This window comes from Sporosarcina sp. NCCP-2331 (assembly GCF_023707945.1).
Taxonomy (GTDB): Bacteria; Bacillota; Bacilli; order Bacillales_A; family Planococcaceae; genus Sporosarcina; species Sporosarcina cascadiensis.
In genome coordinates this window covers 22,992-41,610 of the sequence record NZ_BRCD01000013.1, presented here as the reverse complement: position 1 = coordinate 41,610, position 18,619 = coordinate 22,992, and the positions used below count along the sequence as shown (strand labels likewise).

Annotated in this window: 16 protein-coding genes and 1 other annotated feature; of the genes, 2 read left to right on the top strand and 14 right to left on the bottom strand. The window is 44.8% G+C overall.

The genetic code is table 11. The annotated features are described in order from the left end of the window. Positions 1-2 precede the first annotated feature (2 nt). Entirely contained in the window at positions 3-1,265 is a 1,263-nt protein-coding gene (gene hisS, locus NCCP2331_RS09390; protein WP_251670205.1) for a histidine--tRNA ligase, read from the bottom strand. A gap of 79 nt (positions 1,266-1,344) precedes the next feature. After that, positions 1,345-1,565: a binding site (T-box leader), on the bottom strand. Positions 1,566-1,681: 116 nt separating this feature from the next. Between hisS and NCCP2331_RS09385 the strand changes: the two genes are divergently transcribed. Continuing rightward, positions 1,682-3,217 carry an N-acetylmuramoyl-L-alanine amidase family protein gene (locus NCCP2331_RS09385; protein WP_153721298.1) on the top strand — a complete coding sequence of 512 codons (1,536 nt, stop codon included), beginning with the start codon at positions 1,682-1,684 and terminating at the stop codon, positions 3,215-3,217. Positions 3,218-3,303: 86 nt separating this feature from the next. Here NCCP2331_RS09385 and NCCP2331_RS09380 read toward each other — a convergent pair whose 3' ends face one another. The 9 genes from NCCP2331_RS09380 to NCCP2331_RS09340 form a co-directional block, all read right to left on the bottom strand. Continuing rightward, on the bottom strand, positions 3,304-3,912 hold the full coding sequence (locus tag NCCP2331_RS09380) for an AarF/UbiB family protein (RefSeq protein ID WP_153721299.1): 609 nt from the start codon (positions 3,910-3,912) through the stop codon (positions 3,304-3,306). Positions 3,913-4,248: 336 nt separating this feature from the next. Beyond that, positions 4,249-4,545 (bottom strand): antibiotic biosynthesis monooxygenase family protein, encoded by a 297-nt coding sequence (locus NCCP2331_RS09375; RefSeq protein WP_153721300.1) that lies wholly within the window; start codon positions 4,543-4,545, stop codon positions 4,249-4,251. 57 nt (positions 4,546-4,602) lie between these two features. After that, entirely contained in the window at positions 4,603-5,049 is a 447-nt protein-coding gene (gene dtd / locus NCCP2331_RS09370) for a D-aminoacyl-tRNA deacylase (RefSeq protein WP_153721301.1), read from the bottom strand. Between the two features lie 20 nt (positions 5,050-5,069). Further along, positions 5,070-7,268, bottom strand: coding sequence for a RelA/SpoT family protein (locus NCCP2331_RS09365; RefSeq protein WP_153721302.1), 2,199 nt, complete (start codon positions 7,266-7,268; stop codon positions 5,070-5,072). A gap of 139 nt (positions 7,269-7,407) precedes the next feature. After that, positions 7,408-7,920 (bottom strand): adenine phosphoribosyltransferase, encoded by a 513-nt coding sequence (locus NCCP2331_RS09360; RefSeq protein WP_153721303.1) that lies wholly within the window; start codon positions 7,918-7,920, stop codon positions 7,408-7,410. Beyond that, on the bottom strand, positions 7,911-10,253 hold the full coding sequence (recJ, locus tag NCCP2331_RS09355) for a single-stranded-DNA-specific exonuclease RecJ (protein WP_153721304.1): 2,343 nt from the start codon (positions 10,251-10,253) through the stop codon (positions 7,911-7,913). Before recJ ends, NCCP2331_RS09360 begins: the two co-directional genes overlap by 10 nt. A 329-nt stretch (positions 10,254-10,582) precedes the next feature. Next, positions 10,583-10,942: a LapA family protein gene (locus NCCP2331_RS09350; RefSeq protein ID WP_153721305.1), complete on the bottom strand. Its 360-nt coding sequence runs from the start codon at positions 10,940-10,942 to the stop codon at positions 10,583-10,585. A gap of 72 nt (positions 10,943-11,014) precedes the next feature. Further along, entirely contained in the window at positions 11,015-13,279 is a 2,265-nt protein-coding gene (gene secDF / locus NCCP2331_RS09345) for a protein translocase subunit SecDF (RefSeq protein ID WP_153721306.1), read from the bottom strand. A 130-nt stretch (positions 13,280-13,409) separates the two neighbouring features. Then, positions 13,410-13,721, bottom strand: a complete 312-nt coding sequence (locus tag NCCP2331_RS09340; RefSeq protein ID WP_153721307.1) for a post-transcriptional regulator — start codon at positions 13,719-13,721, stop codon at positions 13,410-13,412. A 133-nt stretch (positions 13,722-13,854) separates the two neighbouring features. Between NCCP2331_RS09340 and NCCP2331_RS09335 the strand changes: the two genes are divergently transcribed. Then, positions 13,855-15,369 (top strand): putative polysaccharide biosynthesis protein, encoded by a 1,515-nt coding sequence (locus tag NCCP2331_RS09335; protein ID WP_251670203.1) that lies wholly within the window; start codon positions 13,855-13,857, stop codon positions 15,367-15,369. Here NCCP2331_RS09335 and NCCP2331_RS09330 read toward each other — a convergent pair. From NCCP2331_RS09330 to queA, 4 genes are all read right to left on the bottom strand, one after another. After that, positions 15,363-16,001 carry a DUF421 domain-containing protein gene (locus NCCP2331_RS09330; protein ID WP_153721309.1) on the bottom strand — a complete coding sequence of 213 codons (639 nt, stop codon included), beginning with the start codon at positions 15,999-16,001 and terminating at the stop codon, positions 15,363-15,365. The genes NCCP2331_RS09335 and NCCP2331_RS09330 overlap by 7 nt on opposite strands. Positions 16,002-16,110: 109 nt before the next feature. Next, complete coding sequence (gene yajC, locus NCCP2331_RS09325; protein WP_153721499.1) at positions 16,111-16,371, bottom strand: preprotein translocase subunit YajC; 261 nt, start codon at positions 16,369-16,371, stop codon at positions 16,111-16,113. A 50-nt stretch (positions 16,372-16,421) separates the two neighbouring features. Further along, the gene (gene tgt / locus NCCP2331_RS09320) at positions 16,422-17,561 is read right to left on the bottom strand and encodes a tRNA guanosine(34) transglycosylase Tgt (protein ID WP_251670201.1); all 1,140 of its coding nucleotides are present in this window, start codon (positions 17,559-17,561) and stop codon (positions 16,422-16,424) included. Continuing rightward, positions 17,562-18,614, bottom strand: a complete 1,053-nt coding sequence (gene queA, locus NCCP2331_RS09315) for a tRNA preQ1(34) S-adenosylmethionine ribosyltransferase-isomerase QueA (RefSeq protein WP_251670199.1) — start codon at positions 18,612-18,614, stop codon at positions 17,562-17,564. Between the last annotated feature and the right edge of the window lie 5 nt (positions 18,615-18,619).

Below are 18,619 nucleotides of genomic sequence, written 5' to 3'. Positions count from 1 at the left end.
TATTATTTTTGAAGTTCTTCGAGCAATTGATCCAGAGCTACTTTCTTCTGCTGTCCGTCTGCCATATTTTTCAGCTGGACGACGTTTTCAGCCACTTCATCTTCGCCGATCACAATTACATAATCTGCATCCAGACGATCTGCAGACTTCATTTGCGCTTTCATTTTGCGGTCCATGTAATCCATTTCACTGCGCAGGCCGTTTTCTCTCAGTCTGCCGATCAGTTCAAAACCTGTTGTCCGCGCTTCTTCGCCTAATGTGACGATATAAACGTCGAGTGAAGGCTCATCTGTCCATCCTTTATCTTCTGCTTCGAGTGCAAGCAATAAACGCTCAAGACTCATAGCAAAGCCGATGCCCGGTGCCGCCGGTCCGCCGATTTCCTCAGCCAGTCCGTTATAGCGTCCGCCGCCGCATAATGTCGTAATGGCGCCGAATCCTTTTGATGTACTCATAATTTCAAAAGCGGTGTGATTATAATAATCCAGACCTCTTACAAGATTCGGATCATATTCATAAGCAATTCCTGCAATATCCAGATAACGTTTTACCTGTTCAAAATAAGCAGATGAGTCTTCATTTAGAAAATCAGCCAATGAAGGCGCCATTTTCATTAATGGGTGCTCCCGGTCTACTTTACAGTCTAAAATACGCAATGGATTTTTCTCCAGACGATTTTGGCAGTCGCCGCAGAATTCTTCAATATGCGGAGAGAAGTGTGCAATCAGCGCTTCACGGTGTGCGTTTCTCGATTCTTTATCACCCAGCGAATTCAGAACGAGCTTAAAATCACTTAATCCGGCTTTTTTGTACACGTTCATCGCCAACTCGATCACTTCTGCATCTATTGCCGGATCGTCACTGCCGATTGCTTCAATGCCGAATTGCACGAACTGACGATAGCGACCAGCTTGCTGACGTTCGTAGCGGAACATCGGCCCTGTATAGTATAACTTTACAGGCTGATCTGCATAACCGAACATCTTATTCTCGACAAACGAACGAACAACTGCTGCTGTACCTTCAGGACGTAATGTCATCGAGCGATTTCCTTTGTCAGTGAAAGTGTACATTTCCTTTTGAACGATGTCCGTCGTATCTCCAACAGTCCGCTGGAATAATTCCGTCTGTTCGAAAATCGGAGTACGAATCTCTTTGTAGTTATAAACATCACAGATTGAACGGATAATTTTTTCAACACGCTGCCATTTCCAAGAAACATCAGGCAAAATATCCTGTGTTCCGCGGGGAACTTTAAAATTCATTTTTCCTAACTCCTTTCGTTGATCAGCTGATAGCGGGTATGCCTTCGAAAGAACACAAAAAAGCTCCCATCCCAAATAAAACAGGGACGAGAGCTTGCAGCTTCCGCGGTTCCACCCAAATTGACACAAACTGTGCCCACTCGAATCCGGATAACGGCCGGTTCCGTCCACGCCTACTGAATTCAGCATGAATCCCTCCATGGTGTTGTTCGCTTTACTGTTCTGTCAGGAAATTTCAGCCAAGTTCCCTGCTCTCTGTCCAGCCGTTTGTAAAGGTATTTTCCATATCATCGGTAAGTAGTTCGATTCGATTATTCACTATGTTAATCATTTCAGCTCAAACTGTCAACTTTTTTAATAAATTGTAGCGTTTCGCTTACAATGTTCGGTACAATACGAAGTATGGAGGTGACAGGGTGAAGAATAAGCGCTTTTATTCAATTTTATTTCTGGCAATCATTTTATTTTTCAGTAGTCTTCCAAGCGGCTACGCGGAGAAGATTACAGTAGATTCTCCTACACTGAATGTTCGCAGCGGTCCCGGACTTACCTATCCTGTAGTAGGTCAATTGTCGGATAAAGAAAGCCTGCAGGTTCTCGAAACGGAAGGTGACTGGCTGAAGATTAGGTTCGAGCAGCAGGAAGGCTGGGTTGCCAAGTGGTTGACAAGTTCAACTGATGCTTCCGAACAGCCGAAGGAAATCGTGTCGCAAGTCGATTCGCTCAATATCCGCTCAAGTCCATCCGTGCAATCTGCTGTAATCGGAAAAATGCGGGCAGGTGCTGTGGCTACAGCGACCGGACAAGAAGGCGACTGGGTTTCCATCACCTATGACGGCCGCGACGGCTGGGTATTTGCGGAATATGTATCTGAGACAAAGAAGGATTCTTTCAAGCCGGCAAATTCAGAAGAAAAGGTGGAGCAGCCGACTGCAGCGAAGGAAGTAACTAATCCCGATGAATTTACAGTTGCAGTGGAAACCCTGAATGTTCGTAAAAAAGCGACACAGCAATCAAAAAAAGTAACGCAGATTGCGAAAGGTGAAACTTACCCCGTAATCGAAACGGATGGAAACTGGGTGCAAATTCAACTGGACAAGAAGAAAACTGGCTGGGTTTATTCGTTCCACGGTCATCTTTCTTCCAAACAGCCGCAATCAGTTGCTGAAGACCAGGGTATCGTAACAATTCTGACAGATGGTACGAACCTGCGTGAGGAGCCTTCTACTTCTTCTTCCGTTGTATTCCGTGTGAATGCAGGTGAAAACTACCCGATAGTTACTAAACAGGATGACTGGTATGAAATTTCATTGCCTAACGGAAAGCAGGCATTTGTTGCAGATTGGGTGGTCACGACTACTGATCTCACTTCTCCAGATGCCAATAAGAGTAAAGAAACAGCGCGTGTTGAAGGCACGTTGAAAGGACTGACGATTGTAGTGGATCCCGGTCACGGCGGCCATGATCGGGGGACAACGGGTGCACGCGGGTCAATTGAGAAAGAGCTGACACTCGTTACCGCTGAACTTTTGGCGACAAAGCTTCAAAATGCCGGTGCAGAAGTCATTTTGACGCGTAATTCCGATACATATGTTTTACTTGGCGCACGTGCTTCCATTGCACAGTACCATGATGCAGACGCATTTATTAGTATACATTATGACGCGCACGTCGATCCATCGATTGCAGGCTTCACGAGCTATTACACTCGTTCTGAACAGCAGCCGCTGGCAGAGGCCGTCAATAGAGGGCTGGCTTCTAATGTCTCCCTGCGTGATCGCGGTGCGCAATTTGGCGATTTCCATGTTCTTCGCGAAAACAATCGAATCGGTGTACTCGTAGAACTCGGCTATTTGTCGAATTACAATGAAGAACGTCAAATCACAACGGATCGATTCCGTGAACAGGCAACATACGGTATTTACCAGGGACTGCTGGATTATTTTAATTGAAATAAAAAAGAGGCTGCTAGTTCAAAATTGAACTAGCAGTCTTTTCGATATACAGTGCACGGGTTGTCAATCCCGTAAATTATATCTCATAATCGGTAATTTGGAATGAGACCCCTTTTATAAAGTGAGGCCAGGATATTCAAAAATGATGCAGGGACTTTCTTCAAAAAGAAACGTTTTCGATAAAATTGCCGATGTGCTTTTTTTAGATTACTCCATTGTCTGCATTTTTTCATTTGTCTGTATCGGGCAACGTCAATAAGCTTGATGTTTCCGTCGGATGTAATGAAAATATTACGCAAGTGAATATCAGAAGGATTTAACCCCGCAGCCGAGGCCAATGAAAGTGCATAGTCAATTTCTTTAATATGATCTGCTGTTATAACTACTCCATAGGTCATACATTCAAAAAGTGTATAACCCTCGATATAATCCATGATAATATAGTTCGATCCCGTTTCGTAAATAGAGGGAAAGTAATGAATGCCTTGAAGCGATTGATAAATTTCAGCTTCTTCTATAGAAATATATGCCAGATTGGGAAAGAACACTTTCATTGCCTTATTTGTTGATGTAACTTTGAAAACAAATGCACTCCTGCCTGTTCCGATAAGGCGCAAGGATTTATCGCAGCTGACGAGGCGGTTTTCCTTGTCGATGATGACTGAATTTGCAAGTTCCAAATAAGAATTCAAAAGATAACCTCCAGGTAATATTAAAATAAAAAAGACATTATAACCAATCTATGGTTATAACGTCTCAGAAAATATAAAAGAGACCTCACCAAATAATTGGTAAGGTCTCGCAAACAACAAAAGGTTGCCAGTAAGGCCGAGGATTTGCATCCTGTATTGACGACTTTTACTGTAACAGCTACTCCCCTTAGCGGAAGTTGAATATATCAATTTATAGGTTTACTATAAATTTAAACAGCGTGGATGTCAAATATAAAGGGTATAGAGTTCCATATCAGCGCAGAGAAAACTTCAACTGAATATCTCTCATCCTGCAATTGCGGAGATTCCTAATAATTACATCAGACTGACAGTTTGAAAATGTTCAACGACAGGAAAAGGATCATAAAAGTGATGCAAGAGACTTTTCCATTCTTTGTATTCTGCGGACTGACGGAATCCAATTGTGTGATCCTCAATACTTTCCCATCTCACTAAAAGTAAATACTTCCCCTCAGTTTCCATGCATCTTTGCAATTCATGAGATATGTACCCTATCCTCGAAGAAATAATAGTTGATGCCTCGCGAAAAGCCTCTTCAAATTCCTTCTCCATTCCTTCTTTCACCTGCAGCATTGCACCTTCAAGAATCATTGGAAAACCTCCTTCAGTATGAATGAAAATAAAAAGCACCGGGAATACCGGTGCTCGTTATGCTTGCGGCGATTCAATCATCAATGTAACAGGTCCGTCGTTCGTTAACTGGACGTCCATCATGGCACCGAACTCTCCTGTCTCCACTTGCAGTCCCTGCCCGCGAAGCTGCTCATTGAAGAACTTCCATAAAGGTTCGGCCTGATCGGGGCGTGCCGCCTGAATGAAGCTCGGACGTCTGCCTTTTTGGACGTTACCGTACAAGGTAAACTGGGAGACGGATAAAATACTGCCTTCCACTTCGGCAATTGAACGGTTCATTTTGCCGTCCTCATCTTCATAAATGCGCAGCCCTGCAATCTTCTTTGCGATATAGGCAGCGTCTTGTTCAGTATCTTCATGTGTAATTCCGACTAGCAATACATAGCCTTTGGCGATCGAGCCGATGATTTCTCCATCTACAACGACGGAGGCATCTTTTGCCCGCTGTAATAATACCCGCATAGCTCCGTCTCCTTTTCGTATTAATTCATTACTCGTTCTACGGAGTAAACGTCCTTAATCTGTTTGATTTTCTCAACGGTACGCTGCAGATGGGTAATATTTTTAATCTTAATAGACATATGAATATGCGCAATGTCATCTTTATCTGCTTTACCGCTGACTGCAATAATTGGTGTTGACATATCTGCCACTACCATCATTACTTCATTCAGCAGGCCTTGACGGTCGAACGCGGAAATTTCAATATCAACCTGGAACTCTTTACGGCTTGCTTCATCCGGCATCGCCCATTTCACGTCGATCAGCCGTTCGCTCTCTCCGCCTTCAGAAAGAATATTCGTACAGTCTGTCCGATGTACGGAAACACCCCGGCCTCTTGTAATGAAACCAACGATTTCATCGCCGGGTACAGGATTGCAGCATTTTGAAATACGAATCAGCATATTGTCGATATCTTTAACGATGACACCGGATTCCGTTTGTTTATCCGGCTGAGGAGTTTTCATATCAGAAACAATCTTATCAAGCGTTTCCTGCTTTTCACGCTCTCTGCGCAGACGTTCAGCCAGCCGGTTAACGACCTGCTGAGCAGTAATGCCGCCCGAACCTACAGCAGCATACATATCTTCCTCAGACGCAAAGCTGAACTTATCAATTGTACGCTGGATATTTGCTTGATTCAGCGCTTCCTTTGCATCATAATCCTGTGACTTCAGTTCTTTCTCGACCATTTCACTGCCTTTGATAATGTTTTCATCGCGCAGCTGTTTCTTGAAATACTGACGGATTTTATTTTTCGCCTGAGACGTATGGGCGATTTTCAGCCAGTCGCGGCTCGGACCGAATGACTGCTTGGACGTCAGAATTTCTACGATATCCCCTGTCTCTAGGGATGAATCCAACGGGACAATCTTGCCATTCACTTTGGCGCCCGTTGTTCGATTCCCCACTTCCGAGTGAACCCGATAAGCAAAGTCAATCGGCACAGATCCTGTTGGAAGTTCCACTACATCGCCGTTTGGCGTAAATACATAAACCATATCCGAAAATAAATCGAACTTCAGTGATTCCATGAATTCCTGTGCATTCGAGGACTCATTTTGAATTTCCAGAATCTCACGGAACCAGGTTAATTTTGAATCGATGTCATTCGAAGGATTAGCCATTTTCTTTCCTTCTTTATATGCCCAGTGTGCAGCAACCCCAAATTCGGAAATTCTGTGCATTTCTTCCGTACGAATCTGCACTTCTAACGGATCACCTGCAGGACCGACAACCGTCGTATGGATGGACTGATATAAATTCTGCTTTGGCATCGCGATATAATCTTTAAAACGCCCGGGCATCGGCTTCCACAGTGTGTGGATTATACCAAGCGCCGCATAGCAGTCTTTAATGCTTTTGACGACAATGCGTACAGCCAGTAAGTCATATATTTCAGTAAATTCTTTCTTTTGAATGACCATTTTCTGATAGATGGAATAGAGATGTTTTGGTCTGCCGTGCATTTCTGCTTCAATGCCCATTTTATCCAGTTCGACACGCATCTGCTCCATAACATCTTTCAGATACTGTTCACGTTCCGTCCGCTTTTGCTTCATCAGATTGACGATGCGGTAATATTGCTGGGGATTTGAGTAACGCAGCGCAATATCTTCAAGTTCCCATTTGATTGTGGAAATACCAAGACGATGTGCAAGCGGAGAGAAGATTTCCAACGTTTCTTCAGACACACGGCGCTGTTTTGCAGCCGGCACGTGCTTAAGCGTACGCATATTATGCAGACGGTCTGCAAGCTTAATTAAAATGACCCGGATATCCTGAGCCATCGCAATGAACATTTTTCTATGGTTTTCTGCCTGTTTTTCTTCATTAGACTTGAATTTCAGTTTATCCAGCTTAGTGACACCGTCTACGAGCATCGCCACTTCGTCCCCAAAGTCGCGGATGATGTCTTCCCGGCTTACTTCTGTATCTTCCACTACATCGTGCAGAAAGCCTGCAGCGACAGTTTCAGGATCCATTTGCAGTTCAGCCAGGATGCCAGCCACTTGAATCGGATGGTTGATGTATGGCTCACCTGAACTTCTAAACTGTCCTTCATGCGAAGTTTTCGCCACTTCAAATGCTTTCTTAATAAAGTCGACGTGTTCTTCGTTCATGTATTTGGCGACAAGCTCAAATATATCTTGCTCTGTCACGTCTTGATTCTTCGCCATTCTCTTACCCCTTTCAACCTGTTCCGAAGTTCTGATTATTTATTACTATACTATGTATTTTACCATTTACACATTAAGCGAATCAATCTCACGGCTTGTATATAGTAAGAATCCTCCGCAAAAGCGAAGGATTCTCTGTTCAGTACGTGATTAGCGCACGAATGTCATGATTATTCAATTTTTCACGGCCGTTCAAGTACGAAAGCTCAATTAAGAAAGCACAGCCTGCTACGACTCCGCCAAGTTTTTCCACCAATTCTATCGTCGCACCGACTGTACCGCCAGTTGCAAGAAGATCATCGACAATCAGCACCCGCTGACCCGGTTTAATTGCGTCATGGTGTATTGTCAGTTCATCTTTACCGTACTCCAGATCATAAAATACTGAAATCGTTTCGCGGGGCAGTTTGCCTGGTTTGCGCACGGGTGCAAAACCTACCTGCAAAGCATAAGCGACCGGACATCCAATGATGAATCCGCGTGCTTCCGGGCCCACAATGATATCTACGTCAAGATCTTTCGCATATTCTACGATTTGATCCGTGGCATATTTATACGCTTCTCCGTTATCCATAATCGTGGTAATGTCTTTAAAACTGACTCCCGGTTTCGGATAGTCATCTACGATTGTTACAAACTTTTTTAAATCCACAATTTTTCCTCCTCAACAGCTTCAACACGCAAGGTGTTAAATAGCATCTTCAAGTCCTGATAGGGCGCATAAAGAAGCAGCTCTTCTAATTTAATTTGCTGTTGGCGTTTTTGATAAGACGGAGCTTCTGCCAGATCACGTTTCCCTGCAGACTCCCTCATAGTGAGTTCACCATTCACTAGTGTAACAAATTCCAGCTCATAAAACACTTTTGACATGAATTTTATCATATCTTTTTTCCATCCTTTATGTTTGGAAAGCATGTCGATCTGATTTTCTAAATGAAATGATCCTCTCTTCTTCAAAAAGCTGTAATACCAGCCGAATTGTTCACGGTCGGGCATCTTTTCAAAGTACATGGGATCTTTCACATATAAATGTAAATAAACCCGGTTCGCCTGTGAAGCTGACATTGCCTGTTTCAACTGTTCCTCATTCTGCGGCATGTCCAATAAAACAATGGAATCAGCAGGCGTCACAGCATCCTTTCCTACTAACTGAATAGGTCTATTTGTTAAAAATGGAGTGAAATGTTGGATCGCCTGTTCAGAAAACGCCAGATAATTTGCCTTTTCAGGTACTAGCGGAAGCCATCTTGCAGGTTCTCTCACACCGCGGTAATCAAACAGCTGCCATTCATCACACTTCATATCCTCAACGAGTAACTGCGCTTTTTTACGCCCGTTCCATTCATTGATCTGTAAATCTCCTGTCAGGCTCAGCCTGCTGCTCGGTGCCATCTCGTCAGCAAGAGCGCCTGCGCCGAAATGAATCGCATCTATGCGCTCCGCACCGTCTCCCATTTCGAGTTTCAGATGATCTTTAGACGCGCCGATTTTCCGTGAAGAAACAGTCTCCAATTCTTCCAGCAGGAAAACAGGTTTCGGGAAGCCCATACCGAAAGGACGGATCAGCTCCAGGGCCTCGATTGATGCAATGTCGATTTCATTCAGCTTCAACGGGACATCGATTGACAATTTAGGCTGCAATAATTCCTCTGTCAGCACTTCCTTCGCCTGTTCATTCAGATGATTGCGAAGCTGCTCGACATCTTCTATTTTCAGCGACATGCCTGCGGCCATTTCGTGACCGCCGAAATGCGGAAGGATCGACGCGTTTTTCTTCAGTTCTTTATACAAATTAAATCCTGCAATACTGCGGGCGGACCCCTTCGCTGTGCCAGTCTCCGGATCAATCGACAGCACAATGGCCGGGCGGTAAAATTTCTCCGTCAGTCTGGAAGCGACAATTCCCACGACTCCTGGATTCCAGTCTTCCCCTTCAATGACCAATACATACGGAATACGATCTCCATATCGGACCAGTATCTGCTCTTCTGCTTCTTTGGCAATTTCTTTCACCAGCTGCTGACGCTCTTTATTGAGTTCATTCAGTTCTTCCGCAATCCCGAGTGCCTGAATTTCATCTTCTGATTTCAGCAAATAAACTGCCGGATCTGCATCGCCCAGACGGCCGGGTGCGTTCAGTCTGGGACCGATCGTGAAGCCGATTGTTTCTTCGGAGAGGGCAGCCTGCTCATGTCCGCTCACTTGCATAAGCGCTTTAATGGCCGGGCGCTTCGAACGCCGCAGTCTGCGGATTCCCTCTTTGACCATATAACGATTTTCATCCTGCAGGGGAACCAAGTCCGCCACGGTGCCAATCGCCACAAATTCCAATAAATCAAGAGGCGGCTCTCCGAGTAAAGCGGAAGCAAGCTTAAAAGCCACCCCTACTCCTGCAAGCTCGCCAAACGGATAGCTGCCTTCAGGGTGCCGCGGGTGAATGACAGCATCTGCTGCGGGAAGTTCATCTCCTATTTCGTGGTGGTCCGTGACGATAACTGTCATTCCGAGTGATTTGGCAAACGCGATTTCCTCGATGCCCGAAATCCCGTTATCCACCGTGATCAATAATTCTGTACCTTCAGTATGTAGTTGTTCAAAATAGTCTTTATTCGGTCCGTAGCCGTGTTCAAAACGGTTCGGTATAGCAAAGTTCACTTTCGCGCCGAGAAGCTCAAGGGCAGTCGTCAGTACCGTGACACTTGTTACGCCGTCCCCATCATAGTCACCGTATACCGTGATCTGCTGCTGCTGATCTATTGCTGACTTTATTAATTCCACAGTCTTCTCCATATCATGCAATAAAAACGGATCATGCAGACTGGATTCATCCATATGCAAATAACCGGCAGCCTGCTCACTGTCCGTCACATTTCGGGCAACTAGAATCTTTGCAAGCATCGCAGACACATTCAAATCGCCAGCGAGTTTTGCCACAAGCTGCTCATCAGGACGGTCGATCTGCCACCTTTTTTTCGATTGTATCATTACTCTCACATCCTCTCCTCGTATTATATCGAATCACGCAGTAGACGGAAAGGAAAGCACATGAAAAACACAGCTTGAGTAACAAAAGGGGTTTTAAAGGTATATGAATAGTAATGGTTCAGTCAGAATACCATTTCGCGCATTCAATGCGCGGTTTGGAGCGAAAACGAGGAATAAACGTTCGAAAACGGCTGTTTTTGGTTCGCTATTGGAGCATATTGGTGCGGAGCCGGGACGTTTTGGCGCACTGCTTCGGTTATCAGACCAGTCTCCATCAAAAAAAGCTGCCCCAAAAGTAATTCAACTTTTAAGACAGCTTTGTTCCTTATTTAAAAACCTTCAGGCGGAAGTATTTCTGCTTCAACGGCGGGAATCCTGTTCCGAAGCTCATTGATTTGTACGTCCTTCTCCTGCAGCAGACGTTTCTGCATCGTCAGCTCTTCCTCTTTAGTCTGCAGCTGTTTCTCCAGCTCCTTCAACCGGCGGCTGTTTCTGTATGATTTGAAAATCGCAAAAAACCCGCTGATTAACGCACCAAGCAGTGCTGAGCCCAGAATAATCAGTACAAGCGGAATCATTTCCGTCCCGAATAAATAGTTGACAGGCACTGAATCCACATTAAATACTGCGAACACCGCAATGATAATAGCAAATAATAAACTGAGCAAAATAGTCCACTGGAATTTCATTGGTTTTATTCCTCCTATCAAAAAAACAGAGTATACCGAAGTATACCCTGTTTTCCATATAGCCCAAACGTCTTAAACTACTGGTTCGTCGGAGCCCCATTGTTTTTTCTCTTTTTCCACTTTCAAGCCGCCGCTTTTCTTCATTTGTTTCTTTTTCAAATCAAACCAAAGCTGTGCGGAGATGAAGATGGAAGAATACGTACCTGCCAGCAAACCGATCAATAATGCAATCGAGAATGGACGGATCGATTCAGCACCGAGAGCCATCAAAGCAACTACGACAAATATGACAGTCAAGACCGTGTTAACCGAACGTCCAAGCGTCTGACGCAATGATTTATTGACGATACTCGCCAACTCTTCTTCACTGTCAATATGTTTTGAACGATGCAGATTTTCACGGATCCGGTCAAATGTAACGATGGTATCGTTGATGGAATAACCGATAATCGTCAGCACCGCAGCGATAAACGTAATATCGACTTCAAGCCGCAGAATACTGAAGATCGCAATCATGAAGAATGCATCATGCAGCAGGCCAACAATCGCAGACAGACCCATACGCCACTCGAAACGCAGTGCGACGTAAATAATAATTCCGAGTGCTGCGACAGCCAGAGCTTTAATCGCATTCATCACAAGTTCTTTTCCAACAGTATCCGATACAGTGGAAACGTTCGGTTCAGCGCCATAGACCGAGTTTAATTCTTTTTTAATTTTATTGACCTCTTCTTGTGAGAAGTCTTCTTTATAACGGGCAACCGCGATATTTTTCTCATCACCTGAAATAACGACATCTGTTGTCGGATGTCCGATATCTTCTAATTGCTTCGTTACTTCCGATTCGTCAAGCTGCTGTTCTGCCAGCACTTCTACACGTGTTCCGCCTGAAAAATCAATTCCTAGATTTAATTTGAAGACACCGAGCATGATGGCGCCGACAATTAAAAGCAAGATTGATATCGTATAGAAACGTTTTCTTGTATGAACGAAATCAAAACGATCAAATTTCGTAGTTAAATCGAGTGTTTCGAGATTTTCATCTGCAGAATGAACTTGTTTTTTCGACAGACCAAACCAGCCGACTTTATTATCCAGACTACCGCTGTGTACAAGCAATCCTAATAATAGACGGGATCCCCAGACTGCCGTGATGAAACTGACCAGAATACTGATGATGAGCATAGTGGCAAACCCTTTTACAGTGCTTGTCCCGAATATGAACAATACAACTGCCGCTAAAAGAGTAGTCACGTTGGCATCCAGAATGGCGGCGAATGAAGATTTGGCTCCAGCCGTAAAGGACGATTTGACGGATTTACCGACACGCAGTTCTTCTTTAATCCGCTCGTACGTAATGATATTGGCATCGACGGCCATACCGACCCCGAGCATTAATGCCGCGATTCCCGGAAGTGTCAATACCCCGTTGATCAGTGTAAATACCAATAAGATCAAATAGATATAAACAGAAAGTGTAATAACTGCAACAACACCAGGCAAACGATAATAGAGTGCCATAAAGATAAAGATTAAGCTGATACCGACGATGCCTGCGAATACTGTCTTATCAAGTGCCTGTTCCCCAAATTGTGCACCGACAGATGTTGAATAAATTTCCTCAAGGTTGACTGGAAGCGCACCGGCGTTCAAGATACCGGCAAGATTCTTCGTTTCTTCTACCGTGAAGTTTCCGGAGATTTCAACATTGGAAGAGTTGATTGTCTTAGAAACACGCGGATCGGAAATGAAACCAGGTTTCGGTTTATTCACTTCTTCCTTGTAAGAATCAACGCCTTCTTCAAAGTCCAGCCAGATGACCAGAACGTTCGGGCTTTTCTGAACAATCTCTGAAGTAACATCGCCGAATTTATTCGGATCTTTCATTTCTAACGTAACAACTGGATTGTTGTTTTCATCAAAGTTGGCTTTTGCTTTGCCTTCTTTCAAATCATTCCCGTCCAGCATCAAATTGTCGTCCGCATCGCGGAATGACAGATTGGCTTGAGTGGACAGCAATTCACGGGCAGATTCCTGATCTTCCACACCGGCGAGCTGTACACGAATCCGATTGTTCGATTCGATTTGGATGCTTGGTTCACTAACACCCAGAACATCGACACGGTTCGTCAATGCGCGCGCGGTATCCGCCACCGTTGACTCCGAGATTTTCTGTCCATCTTTCAGCGGTTTTACCTGGTACAGAACTTCGAAACCGCCTTGCAGGTCAAGACCGAGCTTGACATCTTTTAAAATCGGATTAGTCGTTGAAAAGACCGTTGATGCCAGTATTACAACGAGCAGCAAAAACGCGACTATCCTGCCTCTGTTTTTCATATTTCCTTTTCCCCCTCATATACTAGAGCGGCACAGCACCTGTTATGTACTTCGTTCTCTCATTGTACAACATACCAATTATGAAACAGACGGAAGTCTGTGTCAAATACTTCACAATAACATTTTACAATCAATCGGCTTTCCTCGGTGAAAATAGGATGGCCCGTTCTTCTTCACTCAACTCCGGAAAGGCGCTGCTGTTGCGCTGAGCCTCTGTCTGTGTGTACGTCATGAATTGGGCAGGAGATAATTTGAATAAATCTTGAACAATTTCATGCGGACGCATGGCAGCGATATTTTTCCTTTTCCACTTCTTTTCAACGAGATAATCCCAGAGCCCTTTCTCTGTTACAACAGAGTAGCCGTAAAAATGAAATTCATTCTTCTTACTTTCCAGCGCTGGAAGCATATGTCTATACAAGTCCTCAATTTGTTGATCCATTGCCACTTCACCCCTCGTCCTTTTGATGCGGAATAATCCTGATTATAGCACATACACTTAACTATATTTGGGATTCCCAACCCTTATCCATAGTGTATCCGAAAAGGTGGGAGTTGAGAAGGAGTTGTTTTCAGTGTCGTCATTTATACGCGGGACAATCTTTTTAATGGCTGCTGTTTTTCTATCGAAACTGCTCGGTTTTGTCTACCGAATTCAATTCATGCGTGTGGCAGGAGAAGAAACCGTCGGGATCTATATGACCGCTTATCCTGCTTTCGTGTTTTTCCTTTCACTCGTTCAGCTCGGCGTTCCGATTGCCATGGCGAAAGTGATTGCTGAACTCAAAGCGCAGGGCAGCCTGCAAATGCGTCAAGTGATGAAAACTTCCTCATTCATTACCATAATCGCCGGAGCAGTTTTCATTCCGTTATGTATTTTATTCGTACCATTTTTATCAGGAAACTTGTTAGGCAATGTAGCGACTTCTTCAACCTTGTATGTGGCGATCGCAATCGTTCCCGTTGCGGCAATTGGCGGATTAATAAGAGGTTATTTCCAGGGGATATCGCGGATTGAAGAAACGGCATGGGCACAAGTCATTGAACAAATCTTCCGAATCCTATTAATTACCTGGATGCTGCCGTACATATTAGCGCCGAACGACCCGATGATCAACGCAGCCTATGCAATGGGTGTGACATTTTTAGCGGAAGTGGTTTCTGTATTGTATTTGCTGTATAAATACAAACAGTATCAGCGCACACAGCCAAAATTACGCGAAAAACAGCCCCGCTATCCAATGAAGCCAATTTTAGGCGTCGCACTTCCATCTTCCGGCAGCCGTTTATTCGGCACATTCACTTGGTTTTTGGAACCGATTATTTTTCTGCGCGCACTCAGTATGGCAGGTGTCGGCACAGTAGCTGCCACTTCACTTTATGGCGTGATTTCCGGTGTGCTCATTCCACTATTGTTGTTTCCAGCGTTTATCCCGTATGCGCTGTCCGTAGTGCTCGTTCCGGCAGTAAGCGGAGCAGCTGCTTCGAGCAATGTCAAAAAATTGCAGGAGCGCATCCATCTGGCACTGCGTTTATCTGCTTTGACAGGTGCGTTTGCCGCTACGGTATTTTATATTCATGGGGAAGATTTGGCTGTGAAGTTATTTCATGTCTCTGCGGGAGCCGGCTATATGACGCTCTTGGCACCTGTTTTCTTCTTTTACTATATTCAGAGCCCGCTGTATTCCATTTTACAGGCAACCGGGGATGCCAAGGCCGGTATGATGAACTCGGTTTATGGGGGCATCGCAAAGCTCGCGGTCATGTTTATTCTCGCTTCACAGCCCGGACTGCAGGAAACCGGTGCGGTGCTTGCCATTGGTTTCGGCGTACTGGTCACATCATTCCTTCATATAGCGACCATCAGGCAAAACAAAGCAACAGCCACGGGTTTCTCTATGTTCGCGATGACATACGCAGCATTTTTAATGACTGCGATCATGCGGCCGATTTTCATTCCAGTGGGATCGTATCATCTGTTTATGGAATGCGTCATCACTTCCGCCGTATTATTCGCACTGTTATTACTGACCGGGCAAATCAAAAAACGGGACTGGATCATGCTGCGTAATTTAGTGAAACGTTATTGACTATCTTTCATCTGCACTTTCACTTGTCCCTGTTCAAAGGAGCAATAGAAAATTTCGCTGATGTCTGTAATTTTTTTATCTTTCAGTTTATTCATCAGCCATTCTTCTGTCTTATTGATCAGACGCAGATGTTCAGACTGAATTTCACCGTCCAGAATTAAACCGACGATCGGCAAATCACCGTCTTTTGTAAAGACGGACAAATTTCCGGAAGGTTCTAAGTAAGCAAACGTTACATTGTGGATGGAACCCACTTGATTCTCTCGCAGCTGCTGAAACAGATCGTCCAGATTATAACGCTGTTTTCGCATTTCATCCTGCTGTATCTGACCGTCTTTAATGATCAACGTAGGATTGCCGTCCACAATATCCCGGAATTTTTTATTTTTCAATGAAATCAATGAAGAAATGTATTGGATCACGAGCAGCAATAAAATCGGCAGAACGCCCTCAATAATCGGTTTTTCCGGCGACTCGACGATCATGGCTGCCACTTCCGCCATAATGATAAAAACGACAATATCGATGACACCCATCTCGCCGACTTCTCGCTTGCCCATGAGCCTGAGCGTGATCAATAAAAAGATATACAGAAAAATTGTACGGAAACCGATAATCCATAATTCATGCATTGCGTACCTGCCTCCTGACATTCCTAGTGTTCCAAGTGTCAGCTGTTCTATACGCAGGCAAACAAAAAAGCGGCAATCTATGGACATCCCACTAGATAACCGCTTTTTATCAGTTTGTAATAACTCTTCCTACTGCCTGCTTGTCAAAACGCAAGACTGTAGTGTCTGCTACACGTAAGAAAATAGAAGTTTCATCCACTGCGTCTACTGTTCCGTGCAGACCGCCGATTGTTACCACTTCATCTCCGCGCTTTAAGCTGGTTTGCATCTCTTTCGCTGCTTTCTGTCTCTTCTGAGCAGGACGAATGAGTAAAAACCACATAATCGCTACCATGATAACTAACGTGAAAATACCGCCGTATTGTTCCATCATTTTATATCTTCCCCCTTCCTCATTCATCAAGATTCATTATACAAGATTCAGAAGTTTTTTGCATTCGGTTTGTTGAAACCATATTGCTCAAAAAACTCTACGCGGAAATCACCGAGACGGTCTTCGCGAATCGCCTGTCGTACCTGCTCCATCAAATTCAGCAAGAAGTGCAGATTATGATAAGACGTTAAACGAATACCAAATGTTTCCCCTGCGCGAATTAAATGACGGATATAAGCGCGGCTATAGTTTTTGCACGCATAACAATCACATTTCGGATCAAGCGGACCGAAATCGCGTTCATATTTCGCATTTTTTACAACTAAACGGCCTTCGCTCGTCATCAATGTGCCGTTCCGCGCAATACGCGTAGGAAGTACACAGTCGAACATATCGATGCCCCGAATTGCTCCGTCGATCAAGGAATCCGGTGAACCGACGCCCATCAAATAGCGCGGTTTGTTTTCCGGCAATAAAGGTGTCGTAAATTCAAGTGCGCGGTTCATAACGTCTTTCGGTTCTCCGACAGACAAACCGCCGATCGCGTAACCCGGGAAATCCAATGAAACCAAGTCTCTCGCACTCTGCTTGCGAAGATCTTCATACTCGCCGCCCTGGACAATTCCAAATAAGCCCTGCTCTTCAGGACGCGCGTGAGCCTCGAGACAGCGCTCTGCCCATCTGGACGTCCGCTCGACACTCGCTTTCATATATTCATGTGTTGCCGGGAAAGGCGGACACTCATCAAATGCCATCATAATATCAGGTCCCAGTGCATTTTGAATCTCCATTGCTTTTTCAGGACTCAAAAACAATTTATCGCCGTTAATATGATTGCGGAAATGTACACCTTCTTCTTTTATTTCACGGAATTTGCTCAATGAAAATACTTGGAAGCCGCCGGAATCCGTTAAAATCGGGCGATCCCAGTTCATGAACTTATGCAGTCCGCCCGCTTCTCGGATGATCTCATGGCCGGGACGCAGCCACAAGTGATACGTATTGCTCAAGATAATGCCTGCTCCCATCGCCTTCAGTTCTTCAGGTGACATCGTCTTAACAGAGGCTTGCGTTCCGACGGGCATGAATGCAGGCGTTTCAAACGAACCGTGCGGCGTATGGACAATCCCGAGACGCGCTCCTGTTTGTTTACAAGTTTTAATATGTTCGTACGTAATAGCTGCCAATTAATCTCGTTCCTTTCTTTTAGCGGGGCGAATGAACATCGCGTCCCCAAAACTGAAAAAGCGATATTGCTCTCTCACTGCTTCTTCATATGCTGCGAGCACCGAATCCCGTCCTGCAAAAGCAGACAACAGCATCAGCAATGTCGATTTAGGCAAATGGAAATTCGTCACCAAGCCGTCAATTGCTTTATACTCATATCCCGGGAAAATGAAAATAGATGTCCAGCCACTAGCTGCCACAACTGTTCCGTCATTTTCAGAAGCAATCGTTTCAAGTGTGCGGGTAGATGTGGTGCCAACTGCAATTACGCGGCCACCATTCGATTTTGTTTCTCTTACTAAAGCAGCTGTTTCCTCACTCATCACATAATATTCCGCATGCATCGTATGATCTTCAATCGAATCCACACTCACCGGGCGGAAAGTTCCAAGCCCAACATGCAGCGTAATGAATGCAATATTTACGCCTTTATTCCGTAATTCATCCAGAATTTCATCGGTGAAATGCAAACCGGCAGTCGGTGCTGCCGCAGAACCTCTTTCTTTAGCAAACACTGTCTGATAGCGCGACTGATCTTCCAAGGACTCCGTAATATACGGAGGCAGAGGCATCGTGCCCAGCTGATCGAGCAGCTCATAGAATATCCCGTCATACATAAACGTGAATTCCCGTCCGCCTTGCTCTCCGACTGCCGTACACTTCGCTTGAAGACGTCCGTCTCCAAACGTCACGACCGTTCCAACTTTTATGCGTTTCGCTGGTTTCACCAATGTCTCCCAGCAGTCTTCGCCGGTTTCCTTCAGCAATAACACTTCAATTGCGGCACCAGTATCTTCTTTTGTGCCGATCAAACGGGCGGGTAGAACTTTTGTGTCATTCAGCACAAGTAAGTCGCCTGCTTCAAGCTCATCTGTTAAATCACGGAAATGCCGGTGCTCAACATCCCCGCTTTCCCGATCCATAACAAGCAGCCGGCTCGCAGTGCGGTCAAGCAAAGGTGTTTGCGCGATCAAATGGTCGGGTAGATTAAAATCAAAGTCCTGTACATCCATCTTCG

Coding starts and splice junctions, on each gene's coding strand:
- hisS (WP_251670205.1), bottom strand. CDS start 1,265: ATGAATTTTAAAGTTCCCCGCGGAACACAGGATATTTTGCCTGATGTT.
- NCCP2331_RS09375 (WP_153721300.1), bottom strand. CDS start 4,545: ATGATTCTTGAAGGTGCAATGCTGCAGGTGAAAGAAGGAATGGAGAAG.
- dtd (WP_153721301.1), bottom strand. CDS start 5,049: ATGCGGGTATTATTACAGCGGGCAAAAGATGCCTCCGTCGTTGTAGAT.
- NCCP2331_RS09365 (WP_153721302.1), bottom strand. CDS start 7,268: ATGGCGAAGAATCAAGACGTGACAGAGCAAGATATATTTGAGCTTGTC.
- recJ (WP_153721304.1), bottom strand. CDS start 10,253: ATGATACAATCGAAAAAAAGGTGGCAGATCGACCGTCCTGATGAGCAG.
- NCCP2331_RS09350 (WP_153721305.1), bottom strand. CDS start 10,942: ATGAAATTCCAGTGGACTATTTTGCTCAGTTTATTATTTGCTATTATC.
- secDF (WP_153721306.1), bottom strand. CDS start 13,279: ATGAAAAACAGAGGCAGGATAGTCGCGTTTTTGCTGCTCGTTGTAATA.
- NCCP2331_RS09340 (WP_153721307.1), bottom strand. CDS start 13,721: ATGGATCAACAAATTGAGGACTTGTATAGACATATGCTTCCAGCGCTG.
- NCCP2331_RS09330 (WP_153721309.1), bottom strand. CDS start 16,001: ATGCATGAATTATGGATTATCGGTTTCCGTACAATTTTTCTGTATATC.
- yajC (WP_153721499.1), bottom strand. CDS start 16,371: ATGGAACAATACGGCGGTATTTTCACGTTAGTTATCATGGTAGCGATT.
- queA (WP_251670199.1), bottom strand. CDS start 18,614: ATGGATGTACAGGACTTTGATTTTAATCTACCCGACCATTTGATCGCG.